The sequence below is a fragment of the Dokdonia sp. Dokd-P16 genome, from assembly GCF_003095655.1.
GTDB lineage: Bacteria > Bacteroidota > Bacteroidia > Flavobacteriales > Flavobacteriaceae > Dokdonia.
The window spans coordinates 267,501-282,551 of the sequence record NZ_CP029151.1; the positions used below are offsets into that span (position 1 = coordinate 267,501).

The 15,051-nt window shown below is 40.1% G+C and carries 6 protein-coding genes and 1 rRNA gene (1 of these 7 cut by a window edge); 6 read left to right on the forward strand and 1 reads right to left on the reverse strand.

Features of this window, described 5'->3' with window-relative positions; translation table 11 throughout:
• A 16S ribosomal RNA gene (locus tag DCS32_RS01205) occupies nt 1-1,373 on the reverse strand (it extends 151 nt beyond the left edge of the window).
• Nucleotides 1,374-2,134: 761 nt separating this feature from the next.
• Here DCS32_RS01205 and thrS point away from each other — a divergent pair.
• The 6 genes from thrS to DCS32_RS01235 all read left to right on the forward strand — a co-directional run bounded on the left by thrS (nt 2,135) and on the right by DCS32_RS01235 (nt 15,024).
• The gene (thrS, locus tag DCS32_RS01210; RefSeq protein WP_108876629.1) at nt 2,135-4,081 is read left to right on the forward strand and encodes a threonine--tRNA ligase; all 1,947 of its coding nucleotides are present in this window, start codon (nt 2,135-2,137) and stop codon (nt 4,079-4,081) included.
• Nucleotides 4,082-4,161: 80 nt separating this feature from the next.
• Nucleotides 4,162-4,653, forward strand: a complete 492-nt coding sequence (infC, locus tag DCS32_RS01215; RefSeq protein WP_108876630.1) for a translation initiation factor IF-3 — start codon at nt 4,162-4,164, stop codon at nt 4,651-4,653.
• A 118-nt stretch (nt 4,654-4,771) separates the two neighbouring features.
• Nucleotides 4,772-4,969: a 50S ribosomal protein L35 gene (rpmI, locus tag DCS32_RS01220; protein WP_013751600.1), complete on the forward strand. Its 198-nt coding sequence runs from the start codon at nt 4,772-4,774 to the stop codon at nt 4,967-4,969.
• Nucleotides 4,970-5,088: 119 nt separating this feature from the next.
• On the forward strand, nt 5,089-5,433 hold the full coding sequence (rplT, locus tag DCS32_RS01225; RefSeq protein WP_013751599.1) for a 50S ribosomal protein L20: 345 nt from the start codon (nt 5,089-5,091) through the stop codon (nt 5,431-5,433).
• Nucleotides 5,434-5,668: 235 nt separating this feature from the next.
• Nucleotides 5,669-14,179, forward strand: a complete 8,511-nt coding sequence (locus tag DCS32_RS01230; RefSeq protein ID WP_108876631.1) for a T9SS type B sorting domain-containing protein — start codon at nt 5,669-5,671, stop codon at nt 14,177-14,179.
• A gap of 161 nt (nt 14,180-14,340) precedes the next feature.
• Complete coding sequence (locus tag DCS32_RS01235; RefSeq protein WP_108876632.1) at nt 14,341-15,024, forward strand: cell division ATP-binding protein FtsE; 684 nt, start codon at nt 14,341-14,343, stop codon at nt 15,022-15,024.
• The last annotated feature ends 27 nt before the right edge of the window (nt 15,025-15,051 follow it).

Genomic DNA, 15,051 nt, shown 5'->3' on the forward strand with positions numbered 1-15,051 from the left:
GAACGTATTCACCGGATCATGGCTGATATCCGATTACTAGCGATTCCAGCTTCATGGAGTCGAGTTGCAGACTCCAATCCGAACTGAGATAGGGTTTATAGATTCGCTCCTTATCGCTAAGTGGCTGCTCTCTGTCCCTACCATTGTAGCACGTGTGTGGCCCAGGACGTAAGGGCCGTGATGATTTGACGTCATCCCCACCTTCCTCACGGTTTGCACCGGCAGTCTGGCTAGAGTTCCCGACATTACTCGCTGGCAACTAACCACAGGGGTTGCGCTCGTTATAGGACTTAACCTGACACCTCACGGCACGAGCTGACGACAACCATGCAGCACCTTGTAAATTGTCCGAAGAAAAAACTATCTCTAGTCCTGTCAATCTACATTTAAGCCCTGGTAAGGTTCCTCGCGTATCATCGAATTAAACCACATGCTCCACCGCTTGTGCGGGCCCCCGTCAATTCCTTTGAGTTTCATTCTTGCGAACGTACTCCCCAGGTGGGATACTTATCACTTTCGCTTAGTCACTCAGTCCGAAGACCAAACAACTAGTATCCATCGTTTACGGCGTAGACTACCAGGGTATCTAATCCTGTTCGCTACCTACGCTTTCGTCCATCAGCGTCAATATATTGTTAGTGATCTGCCTTCGCAATCGGTATTCTATGTAATCTCTAAGCATTTCACCGCTACACTACATATTCTAACCACTTCACAATAATTCAAGACATACAGTATCAATGGCAATTCTATGGTTGAGCCACAGACTTTCACCACTGACTTATATGCCCGCCTACGGACCCTTTAAACCCAATGATTCCGGATAACGCTTGCACCCTCCGTATTACCGCGGCTGCTGGCACGGAGTTAGCCGGTGCTTATTCTTATGGTACCGTCATCAGTCTACACGTAGACCTTATTCTTCCCATATAAAAGTAGTTTACAACCCATAGGGCAGTCTTCCTACACGCGGCATGGCTGGATCAGAGTTGCCTCCATTGTCCAATATTCCTCACTGCTGCCTCCCGTAGGAGTCTGGTCCGTGTCTCAGTACCAGTGTGGGGGATCTCCCTCTCAGGACCCCTATCTATCGTAGTCTTGGTAAGCCGTTACCTTACCAACAAACTAATAGAACGCATAGTCATCTTATACCGCCGAAACTTTAATGTAAAAATGATGCCATTCAAACATACTATGGGGTATTAATCTTCGTTTCCAAAGGCTATCCCCCAGTATAAGGTAGATTCTATACGCGTTACGCACCCGTGCGCCGGTCGTCAGCAAGTAGCAAGCTACCTCTGTTACCCCTCGACTTGCATGTGTTAAGCCTGCCGCTAGCGTTCATCCTGAGCCAGGATCAAACTCTTCATCGTGTATTGTAAATAAATTTAACTCCTCACGACTCGAAATATCTGGTCAATAATAAACTTCTAGTTTTCAAATTCTTTGTAATAATACCCGAAGGTATTAATACGCGCTGTCAATTCAATAAATCAATGAACTTTCTCTACTACTATTAATAGTAGAAAACTCTTGTAAATGCTAAGGATTCGAACCCTAAATTAGAATAACTAATCTTCCAAAACATCTCAATAAATTACTTCTGAACTTCGCTAGATATGTTACTGTTTCTCTAAGCGGGTGCAAATATACAACTGTTTTTTAAACTCACAACTTAATCTTAAAAATAATTGAAAATTTAATTTTCAACCTCTAAAACCAAGCAACAGTCGCAATGAACATAACTCCCAAATAACCCCCATTTGTTAGCGGCTGCAAAACTACAACCTTTTTCCTAATCACAAACTATCTTTTGAAAATAATTTGAAGATATAAAAACTAACTTTTTGAAGACATTTAAAAGAACAACCGCTTGCTGTTAAGCGGGTGGCAAAGATACACCGAAGTTCTAATCTGACAAGAATAAATATCAAAATATTTAAAATTATCTCAAAATAGCTCCTCTAAAAGCATCCAAAAAATCCTAATTAAATGAAAACAAAGTAGTTATTGTATTTAAAATTTTCGCGAAAGCGCTACAATCTTTCTCCTTATTATATAGTCAAACAGAATGTAATATATATTGTGAACCTTCATTGAAGATACTATCTTTGCACCTTTAAACAATCGAACTATGATCAATATCACTTTGCCAGATGGCAATGTAAAACAGATGGACAACGGAGCTACTCCCATGGACGTCGCAAAGAGCATCAGTGAAGGACTGGCGCGTAATGTAATTTCGGCAAAATTTAACGGGCAAACGGTTGAAACCTCTACCCCACTTACCGAAGATGGTTCGATCACACTTTTTACCTGGAATGATGATGAAGGAAAGACAGCTTTTCGCCACTCTTCTTCTCACGTACTAGCTCAAGCAATTTTACAATTATACCCTGGAGCAAAACTTACTATAGGACCAGCTATCGAAAATGGCTTCTATTATGATGTTGACCTGGGTGACCAAACCATATCTGACAAAGATTTTAAGTCTATAGAAGACAAAATGCTTGAAATCGCTAGAGGTAAGCATGACTTTAGCCTACGCTCTGTAACTAAGCAAGAGGCTTTAGATAAATACAAAGCAGAAGGAAACGAGTTTAAGGTAGAACTTATAGAGAATCTAGAAGATGGAACAATCACATTTTGTGATCATGATGACTTTACAGATTTATGCCGTGGTGGCCACATTCCGAATACAGGAATCATCAAGGCTGTAAAAATAATGAGTGTTGCCGGAGCTTACTGGAGAGGTGATGAGAACAAACCACAACTTACTCGTGTTTATGGAACATCGTTCCCAAAACAAAAAGACCTTAAGGAATACTTAGAATTAATAGAAGAAGCAAAAAAACGCGATCACAGAAAATTAGGTAAAGAGCTTGAACTTTTTACTTTTTCTCAACGCGTGGGTCAAGGTCTGCCATTATGGTTACCTAAAGGAGCTGCACTACGTGAGCGTCTTGAAAACTTTCTCAAAGCAGCACAGAAAAAGCAAGGCTATGAGATGGTGGTGTCTCCACATATAGGACAAAAGGAACTTTATGAAACATCTGGTCACTATGAAAAATACGGTGCAGATAGCTTCCAACCTATACTTACACCTAATGAAGGAGAAGAGTTCTTACTTAAACCTATGAACTGCCCTCATCACTGTGAGATTTATAATAGCCGCCCTTGGAGTTACAAGGAGCTACCTAAACGTTTTGCAGAATTTGGGACTGTATACCGCTATGAGCAATCTGGCGAACTTCACGGACTAACACGTGTACGTGGTTTTACTCAAGATGACGCGCATATATTCTGTACACCAGATCAACTGGATGAAGAGTTTATGAAAGTAATAGACTTAGTGCTTTATGTTTTTGGATCTCTAGGTTTTGAAAACTTTACAGCGCAAGTTTCTCTACGTGATCCAGAAAAGCCAGAAAAATATATAGGAGCAGATGAAAACTGGGTGAAAGCAGAAAACGCTATCCTTAATGCTGCCAAAGCTAAAGGACTCAACTACGTTGTTGAAACTGGTGAAGCAGCTTTTTACGGACCAAAACTTGACTTTATGGTTAAGGATGCTCTTGGTCGTAGCTGGCAACTAGGTACCATACAAGTGGATTACAACTTGCCAGAACGTTTTGAATTACAGTACAAAGGCAGTGATAATGAGATGCATCGCCCTGTGATGATACATCGTGCACCCTTTGGAAGTATGGAACGTTTTATCGCAATTTTACTAGAGCACACGGGAGGAAACTTCCCACTTTGGTTAATGCCACAGCAAGCTACTATTTTGACATTGAGTGAGAAATACGAGAAATATGCTCAGAATGTTTTAACTTTGCTTGAAAATCACGAAATTCGCGCTCTTATAGATAACCGCAGTGAGACTATGGGTAAGAAAATACGGGAAGCAGAGATGCAAAAACTTCCGTTTATGATTATCATAGGAGAGCAAGAAGAGAATGATGGCACAATATCTGTAAGAAGACATGGTGGTGAGGATTTAGGTAGTATGACTATGGACGCTTTCGCGAAAATGGTAAATGCCGAGATAGCATCCACAATAAAAACATTTGAAGTTTAATTTAAAATAGAAACGCCATAGCAATACGTAGAAAAAGATCGAGAGGTCCTGCTAGGATCATTAAGGAAGACCAACACAAAATCAACCAAAAGATTCGTGCCAAAGAAGTACGACTCGTGGGAGAGAACGTGGAAGTAGGGATTTACCCTATCCAAAAAGCACAAGCACTAGCCGCAGAATTAGAGCTAGATCTTGTAGAGATATCACCTAATGCCGCACCGCCAGTTTGTAAAATTATAGACTATAAAAAGTTTGTATATGAGCAAAAGAAGCGTGAGAAGGTAATGAAGGCAAAAGCCTCAAAAGTGATTATCAAAGAAATACGTTTTGGTCCGCAGACAGACGATCACGATTACGAATTTAAAAAGAAGCATGCTGAAAAGTTCCTTAAAGAAGGAGCTAAACTTAAAGCTTATGTATTCTTTAAAGGTCGTTCTATCATCTATAAGGATCAAGGAGAAATACTACTTCTAAGGCTAGCGCAAGAGCTAGAAGAACTAGGAAAAGTAGAACAACTCCCGAGACTAGAAGGAAAGCGTATGACAATGTTCATCGCTCCTAAGAAAAAATAAGCTTGCCCGCAAGCATAAGTTGTTAGTCTATAGCAGCTAGACATAAAACCCTCCTACTCTTTTGAGTCAGGAGGGTTTAGTAAGAAAATAAGTGAGATAATTTAAAAAATAGGAACAGATGCCTAAAATGAAAACAAAATCCAGTGCTAAGAAGCGTTTCAAGCTTACCGGAACTGGTAAAATCAAAAGAAAGCACGCTTTTAAGAGTCACATTTTGACTAAAAAATCTAAAAAGCGTAAGCTTGCGTTAACGCATGATGGCCTTGTGCACGATGCAGATACGAGTAATGTTAAATTGATGCTTAATCTTAAGTAATCCGTTTAACCGGTTAAAACAAATATTTTTAAACCCTGGAGTATGGCCTTCTCTCCGCTTAAGAGAGAGAACAAAAGAGTATACAGCGTGTACCGCCTGCTACAAAAACACATTAAATTATGCCTAGATCAGTAAATTCAGTTGCTAAAAGAGCCCGTAGAAAAAAGGTGATGAAGCAAGCCAAAGGTTACTTTGGAAGACGTAAAAACGTTTGGACAGTAGCAAAAAATGCAGTAGACAAAGCAATGTCTTATGCATATAGAGACCGTCGTCAGAATAAAAGAAACTTTCGTTCATTATGGATTACTCGTATTAATGCGGGTGCTCGTATGCACGGTATGTCTTATTCTCAGTTTATGGGGAAAGTAAAAGCAAATGGAATCGAGCTTAACCGTAAGGTGCTTGCAGATCTTGCTATGAACCACCCAGAAGCGTTTGAAGCAGTAATCAATAAAGTAAAGTAAGGCGCGAGCCTCATTTAATAATACATCTCACTTATTAAAAAGTCCTGCTCTTTGAGCAGGACTTTTTGTTTTAAAAAACTTCTATAAAATTCACTAATAATACTGAGTAATCCCGTTTTCGCGAAAGCGTACAATAAAACTATACATCATTAATCATAATTTAAAGTCTTGTAAAGAGTCACTTAGCAAATTATATCATTATTTTTAAAGGCTTCACAGCATCCAACTGAAGGCTATGCAGATTAAAAATTACGCGTTACTTGTATTATTTCTATTTTCTTTTATATCACTTAGTGCTCAACTAGGCAGTACTCATTATATACCACCTCTACATTCTCGGGTGGGTGTTTCTAATGCAACCATCTATTTATCTACTCCAAATGGTGATGCAACTACTCCAATTAACGTAACCATATCTAGTGGTGATGGGACACTTCTATCAACCCATCAAATATGGAGTGGAGCTACAGCTTTTTACGAAATAAATGTATTTAACAATTCTCCGATACTCGTTGATAATACCGAACTCAACACCGCTATACAAGGAAAGGGGATCATCATAGAAGCAGATGATCTGATATATTCGAGTCTTAGAACCTTTGTGACAAATCACGCTGGGTATTTGACAGCCAAAGGAGAAGATGCACTAGGGCAACGTTTTAGATTAGGAAGTGCACGTCTACTCGAAACAAATGGTTCTCATAGTTTTTTTACTAGTGTAATGGCTACTGAAGATAATACGACCATCTCCTTCTCAGATTATGATACTGCCAATATGATTTTTGAAAATGGTTTAAATCCTTCTACTGTTCTTAATGCAGGAGAGACTTTTGTAGTATCTGGCTATAGTGGAACGATAGCAAATAGTGAAGGTTTTATAGGTGCGCTATTAGAATCTGATAAGCCTATTATAGTAAACTCTGGAAACTTAAATGGAAATTTCTATCAAGGTCAATATGCAAATCTGTTTTCAGATATGTTAATTGATCAAATTGTGGATGAAAGTTCTACAGGTTTTGAATACATGCTTATACGAGGAGGTGGTAATGATAGTTCTGAAGTTCCATTAATAATAGCAAATCAAGACAATACTGATATTTATGTAAATGGGAATCTTGTAGGGACTATAGCTAATGCCGGAGACTTTATTTATTTAGATAACCCTAGTTATTACCTTCCTGATACAAATGTGCAGCATAGAAATATGTATGTTACAACAAATGATCCCAGTAAGACAATTTATGTTTACCAGATGCTAGCAGGGAGATCAGGTACTAATGATGATCCTCTTGCTGGAAACGGTAATAATTTTCCTAGTGCGACGCCAGGAATGAATTTCATCCCACCTTTAAGTTGTTTTTTTCAAAACACTGTTGATTTAATTCCAGCTGTGCGGGAAATATATCCTGGTAATTTTGAAAACTTTACAGGAGACATTTTAATTACTTCTAGAGTAGGAAATACAGTCACTGTAAATGGTAATACACTAGACATCTCTACCGCGCTAGCTAATCCCGGAACGCCAGACTGGGAAACATATTACGTAAGTGGTCTCAATGGAGATGCACAAATTATTGCAGATGGTCCTATTGCAGCAGGTTTGTTTGGCGGATTTCAATCTGCAGGATTTGCTGGATATTATTCAGGATTCTCAGTAACCCCAGAAGATACTACTACTGATATTTGTACTCAAGCAGGACCTATTGATTTACTTGAACGTTTCAATGGTAACCCACCACCTGGCGGAGTATGGACACCTCCATTAGATAGTAGTACAAATATTTTTGATCCAATAACAGATCCTGTTTCAAATCCTTCCCTTATTTATAATTACAGTGCTATTGGAGATTGCGACCCAATAGATATTGATATTACAATTACTCTTATTGATAATCCATCATTAGACCCTATAGATGATATTGATGCTTGCGAGTCATACATTCTTACTGACCCTTCTACCCTTTCGGGAAATTTTCTCAACGCACCTCAATACTTTAGCGGACTACAATCAGATATGACAACAACAGTTATAGATTGGACTGTACCTATAACAACTACTACGACCATTTTTGTTTATGATGAGAATTTTGGAGATCCAGATTTATGCCCAGAAGAATTTAGCTTTACAGTCACCATAAGTGACGAAGCTGTTGCAAATCTTGTACCTACAATAAGAATTTGTGATGATATTACAAATGATGGAATTGCAATATTTGATTTAGAGACTCTTACTGAAACAACTATTCTAGGCACACAAAACGAAACAAGCTTTAGCATCACTTGGCACACAACTGAACAGCAAGCTATAGATAACGTATTATCTTTTTCTAATCCTTCAGCTTTTGAGACTTCTAGTACAACAGTATATGCAAGAATTGAAAATAACTTTAGTAACTCGTGTTTTGACACAATCGCAATACCTCTATTTGTAGATGCTCAACCTACGGCTAATGCTGTTCCCACTCAAAATATTTGTGATGACCTATCTGATGATGGAGTTGAGATTATTGACTTAACAGATTTATCTTCTATAGTACTCGTTAGCCAAGATGCTTCAGTATTCAATATTGACTACTACCCTACTAATGCTGATGCTACTGCCGAAGTTAATATCATTGCTAATCCAACGGCTTTTAGTGTAAATGGAACAGATACTATAACGGCTAGAATCTATAATTCAGATAATAACTTATGCGCTCAGTTTACAGATATTACTGTGAATATCATCCCTCAAGCTACTGCTGTACATCCAGGAGATTACACTATCTGTGATAATTCGATTGATGGAAGTGACACCAATGGCTTTGTAAATTTTGATTTTCTTACTTTAAATTCAGTAATTCTGGACGGCCAAAACCCCTCCGTATTTAATGTAAGCTACCACGCTAACCTAAATGATGCAACATCAAATTCAAATCCCTTGCCGTCTACATTTTACAATACAGATGCTGGCGGACAAAGTATAACTGCACGGGTTTCAAATAATCAGAATGATTCTTGTTTTGCTATGACCACTTTTGATATTGTAGTAGCGCCACTTCCGGTAATCACGACACCAGTCTTACTTAGTCAATGTGATACTGACACAGACGGATTTGCTCTATTTAACTTGACCGAAGCTGAATCACTTCTAAGTCCTAATTGGCAAAATGAAACCTTTACTTACTTTGACTCTGGTAATAATCCAATATCATTCCCTACGAGCTATACAAATCAAACCGTAAATAATGAGTCTATATTTGTAACCGTTACTACTTCAAATGGCTGTATTCGTCAGGGACAAATTAATCTTGAGGTTGACACCTCTGAGATACCTGATACGTTTCTATTAGAATATTTTGAATGCGACACGGACAATGATGGTGAAGCAATTTTTGATTTTTCGGACGCGACGGCACAAATTCTAGCGCTTTTTCCTGTAGGGCAAATGCTTACTGTCAGTTATTATGAAACACAGCAAGAAGCAGAGACTGAAATTAATTCACTTAATAGTATCATAAATTCTTATACTAATAACCTAAATCTCACTGATAATAATGGTAACCAAAATATTTGGGTACGCGTAGATGGTGACACTGCAAATGACTGTCGCGGTCTAGGCATACATATACAACTCACAGTCACTCCCAACCCAACATTCCTACCTACAATCAGTAATATTGAAACCTGTTCTGCTGTAGCAAATGCAGCTTCTTTTGATTTAACGCAGAATACAGCAGAGATAACTGCTGGAGATACAGATCTAGAAGTTACATTTTATGAGAGCATAGCGGCTTACTCGGCAACACCTCCTGTGGCGATTGGAAATCCTACTTCTTTTTCAAATAGTAGTAACCCGCAGACTATTTTCTATAGTCTAAGAAGCATAAGCAGCACGTGTACGACCTTTGATACTGCAATGAATTTTGAGATTATTGTGAATCAAAATCCTGTGGCTATTACGCCATTAGAACTTCAAGTGTGTGATGATGACGGTGTAGCAGATGGATTTACCACGGTTGATCTTTCTCAAAAAGATGCCGAAATTACCAGTGGTTTTAATGCAAATCTCACGGTAACCTATCACTTGGACGCTGCTGGCGCTGCTACTGGTGATGCAAGTATTCCAGATAGCACGATGTTTACCACCACAAGCAATCCTCAGATTGTAGAAGTCCGCGTAACTGATAATACAACAGCTTGTTTTTCAACGACGAGTATGAGTATCCGTAGTTTCCCAGTGCCTGTGGCTGTCACTCCAGCCGACTATGAGGCTTGTGATGATGATAATGATGGTGTGTTTGACTTTTTTGTACTCTCTTCTAGAGATGCTGAAATCACTGGTGGAGACCCTAGTTTGAGTGTTGCTTATTACCTCACTCAGGCAGATGCAGATAATGCGCCTGTAGGTCAAGAACTGGACGCAGCAATGTATATCAATAACGATCCTTTTGAGCAAATAGTTTTTGCTCGTGTATTTAATGCGATAGGTTGTTATGACACGACACCACTTACCCTGAGAGTACTTAATACTCCGATGCCTAATGAAAATGCAACTCCTTTTACGCTTTGTGATGATAATAGCGACGGACTACAGATTTTTGATTTAAGTACCCAAGTAGTAAATATTTTAGGAAGTTTAGACCCTGCTACCCACAGTGTAGAGTGGTTTTCTTCTCTCGCTTCCGCGGAAAATGGAACGCCTGCCATCGCAGCTTCTACCGCTTACACCAGCAACACGGCGACTGTTTTTGCAGTAGTAACAGATACGGCGCAACCAACGACCACGGCTACTTTTTGTAGTAATATAGCGACCCTTTCCCTTATTGTGAATCCGCTTCCTACTCCAGTGCAACCTGCCGAGTATGAGCTTTGTGATGATCTAGAGAGCGGTAGTGATACCGATGAGTTTGCAAGTTTTGATTTGCGTAGCCGTGATGATGAGATTACTGGCGGTAATGATGACTGGGCAGTGAGCTATCACCTTACCCAAGGCGATGCTGATGCAGGTGTGCCAGCACTTCCTGATGTATATCAAAACACGGTAATGGCTAACCAAACCATCTTTGCTAGAGTTGAGAATATTGTAACTAGTTGTTTTGAAACTATCACGCTCACCCTAGTAGTAAACCCATTACCATCACCTACCACGATTACAGCGGTAGAAGAATGTGATACCATGGCAAATGATGGTGATACAGATAATGATGGAGATGCAGTATTTGATCTTACAGGCCAAGTAACTACAGATATTATTAATGGAGAGACTTTTATGTCACTCACTTTTCACGAAACACTCGCTTCCGCGGAACTGGGAAGTCCATCGATAGCAACACCGGCGGCTTATGAAACAGCATCTAGAACAATATATGTACGAGCAACCGATACGGACCCGGCAACAGCAACCCAGTGTTACCGTGTCATCGAACTAGTACTTACCGTACAACCAGCACCTGTACTTCCTACAGTAATCCCAGATTTAACTTCTTGCGATGATAATGTAGATGGACAAGCGCTTTTTGATCTTACTCAAAATGATCCAATTGTTCTAGGAACACAAACCACTGCTGATGTTACCCTCACATATCATGAAACGCTGGCTAGCGCAGAGGCGATGGTAGGAAGCGCAAGTGATATGCCAGTTGCAGATCCGCTGAACTATTTAGCAAGTGCACCAACCACGCCAATCTGGGTGCGTCTAGAAAATACAACTACAGGATGTACGGTCGTTGGTACTTTCAATTTAAACATAGCGATGATTCCAGCAATCACACCTCCTGGTGTTTTTGAAGAGTGTGATAGCGCAGGAGCACTGGTAGGCACCGATAGTGATGGGATTACAAGTTTTGATTTAACGAGCCTTGATAGCTTAATCACTGGAGGAGACACCACTTTAAGTGTTAGCTATTATGAATCACAAGCCGACTTAGATGCTGGAGCAACTAATGCGATAATGACCCCAACAGCCTATATAAATACAGGCATGAGTCCGCAGACTATTTTTATTTTAGTTACAAGTGATCAGGCAGGAATGTGTGGTGCTCAAACTACGGTAGACCTTCAGGTGAATCCGCTGCCAGTCATTGGAGAGCCATTACCAGCAGCAATTGCTTGTGATGAAGATAATGATGGCTTTGGAGCTTTTGACTTGCAGCAATATAATGACGACTTACTAGCAACAGTAACGGATATAGACTTACGTTTTTATGAAACACTAGATAATGCAACGGCAGATACAGGAGCAGGTCAGATAGATATTACGGTTCCTTATAATAACATTTCAGGGATGACTTCGCTGTATGTAGTTGCACAAGATACGGATGCTACCACAGCCACAAGTTGTACGAAGATTTATGAGTTTGAGCTTATTGTATTTCCTATTCCTGAGCTTCCAGCAACACTAGCAACTCTTGCAGCGTGTGATGATAATAATGATTTAATGGAGGTTATTGACCTTACTCAAAATGAGGCTGCGATTATAGGAACGCAAGATCCAGCAACCCTTGTTATTACTTACCATAATACACAAGCAGATGCCGATTTAGGAATCAATGCGATTGTAAATCCAACCGCTTATTCAGCAACGCAGATAACACCTCTTGAGATTATCTGGATACGTTTGCAAGTAAGTGACGGCTCTCCAAATATATGTGCTGCCATTGGCTCTTTTGAGATATCGGTAGAGACACCACCTACGGCAAACCCGAATGGTGATGAGCTAGACCTGATGATTTGTGATGATGATACAGATACTTTTACCGTATTTGACTTAAGCGTAAACCAAGCCAGTCTCACTGGTGGTGATCCGCTGCTTACGGTAGTGTATTATGAAAGTATTGCTGCATTAAACGCAGGAACTCCTATTACAGATCCTTCGGCGTACACAAATGTTTTAAATCCTCAAACCATCCAGGCAGTAGTATCAAGCCCAGCAGGGTGTAGTGATGGAACGACCTTTAATATTGAAGTATTACCACTGCCAACGCCAAATACCAATCCAGATGCGCTAGAAGTGTGTGATACGACCACAGATATTGATACCGATGGTGACGGAGTGATTGATGCAGATTCAGGTTCGGCAACAGATGGTTTTGAAATCTTTGATTTAACACCTGCTATCGCGCAGATTGCGGGAGCAGAACCGGTGAATATAACGGTGTATACAGAACTCGCTTTCGCGGAAGCGAACCCAGAAGACACCACGCTAGCCATTGCAGATGTGACTGCGTTTATCAATACCGTGACTGGCAACCAAACATTATACGCAAGAGTAGAACGTGATGTGCCAGGAGACAGCGACTTGGATAGCGACGGAAATCTATGTTTTGTAGTCGTTCCTTTTGAAGTAGTGGTAAATCCGCTACCGATCTTAGCTGAAGCTGGACCGGTAGATTATACCTTCTGTGAAGAATTTGATGGTGATGACTCGATGGGAAGTGTAGATCTTACGACCCTCGCAGATTTGGCTGGATTACTTGCTGCGCCGCAGGTAACCAGTGATTTTATTATCACTTACCATGAACTAGAGGTGCAAGCGGCAGCAAATGCAGCAGCCCTTAGCTCGCCATACACGGTGGCAGATAATCAAGAATTATTTGTGCGTATAGAAAATGCGATCACGGGATGCGTGAATTTTACCAGCATCATCTTTACGGTAGAGTCACGCCCAGAGGTATTTCCAGCTGATAATATCGTGCAATGTGCAGACGATTTTGGAGTAAATATCGCGCCAGAGCAGAGCACAGCAACTTTTGATCTTACTCAGCAAAACGCTGTCATCACTGGAAACGTAGCCGCAACTTCCGTGAGTTATTACACCAGCCTTGCAGATGCCCAGGCGATGACAAATGCGATTGCTACGCCTAGTGCTTTTGAAAACACCATAAATCCGCAGGTGATTTATGCTAGAGCGGTAAACACTGCAAGTGGCTGTGAGAGTAGCACGGTAGTAGATTTTGAGATATTTGTACAACCGTTACCATACACCAATTTAACTAATGAAGGCGGACAGATTTGTGTAGATGAGATTACAGGCGAAGCGCTTAATCCATTTACCATTGATGGTACGGTGGAGAGTCCGCAGATTGGGGTTACTTATAGTTATGCTTGGACACGTGATGGTGCATTAGTATCCTTAAACCCTGAGGTGACCATCGATGCTGCAGGGACGTATCAAGTGATGATTACCGCTACTTATGGAGATGGTACAAGCTGCGACTATGTAGCAGAAGCGGTGTATAGCGCAGAGAGTGCTCCCGTTTTTGAAGCGGTCGTTGTAGAATCTTCTTTTAATAATAGCGGATTATACACAGTAGAAGTCATTAATATTACTGGAGCAGATGCAGCTTCAATATATGAGTTTGCGATAGATGACGGACCTTTCCAGAGCAGTACAACTTTTACAGGAGTAACACCGGGAACACACACTGTTTTTGGAAGACTGGCGAGTGGTAACTGTAGTATTTCAGAAGTAGAGATAGGGATAATTGACTACCCACGATTCTTTACACCAAACGCAGATGGTTTCCACGACACATGGAATATTATAGGACTGGGAGTGGCACCAAACTTAAATGCAAAGATCTTCATCTTTGATAGATACGGAAAACTATTAAAACAAATCAGCCCAGTAGGTGCTGGATGGGACGGTACATTTAATGGACAACCTATGCCATCAAGTGATTACTGGTTCCGCGTAGAGTTTACAGAAGTAGATGAGGAAGGAACACAAAGAACCGTAAACGGACACTTTACGTTGAAGAGATAAGGAAAGCATACATTGATTACAGAAGCCCTCAGTATGTGTTACTGGGGGCTTTTTTGTTGTTTTCGCGAAAGCGAGATTGCACAACTTATTATAAAACTTTTGAAGTAGCTTTAAAACACTTTCATCGAAATTCCGTTACTTTGAGTGTAATAATAAAATTTATGTCTACACCCGTTCTTGAACTCTCACACGCTGCTATATATCAGCGAGAAAATTTAATTTTATCTGAAGTTAATGTTACCATTGAACCAGGTGACTTTGTGTATCTTATAGGTAAAACGGGTTCTGGAAAAAGTAGTTTCATGAAAACGCTTTATGGTGATTTACCGCTCACAGAGGGAAAAGGGAATATTGTAGGGTTTGATCTCAATGGACTTAAGGAAAAGAATATCCCATTTTTACGCCGTAAGCTAGGTGTTGTTTTTCAGGATTTTAAATTATTAAATGACCGAACCGTTATCGAGAATTTAAAATTTGTTTTAAAAGCAACTGGATGGAAGGATAAGGCTGCTATGACAAGTAAAATAGATTCGGTTCTTGATAAAGTGGGGATGAAAAGCAAAGGATTTAAGTTCCCTTATCAGCTTTCTGGTGGAGAACAACAACGTATTGCTATTGCACGCGCTTTACTCAATGATCCCGAGCTTATCCTTGCAGATGAACCTACTGGAAATCTTGACCCGCAAACCAGTGTTGAAGTCATGGAAGTGCTTCAAGAGATTAATAAGAATGGGAACACTATACTAATGGCAACTCACGATTATGCGCTCTTATTAAAATACCCATCTAAAACACTGAAGTGCGATGGTAATAAGGTTTTTGAGGTTGTACAGAAAACAGTTTAAAATCTTTTCTGAGCATATATATTATCC

Bases quoted from the DNA above. Each gene is read 5' to 3' on its own strand.
- thrS (WP_108876629.1), top strand. From the start codon at position 2,135: ATGATCAATATCACTTTGCCAGATGGCAATGTAAAACAGATGGACAAC.
- rpmI (WP_013751600.1), top strand. From the start codon at position 4,772: ATGCCTAAAATGAAAACAAAATCCAGTGCTAAGAAGCGTTTCAAGCTT.
- rplT (WP_013751599.1), top strand. From the start codon at position 5,089: ATGCCTAGATCAGTAAATTCAGTTGCTAAAAGAGCCCGTAGAAAAAAG.
- DCS32_RS01230 (WP_108876631.1), top strand. From the start codon at position 5,669: ATGCAGATTAAAAATTACGCGTTACTTGTATTATTTCTATTTTCTTTT.
- DCS32_RS01235 (WP_108876632.1), top strand. From the start codon at position 14,341: ATGTCTACACCCGTTCTTGAACTCTCACACGCTGCTATATATCAGCGA.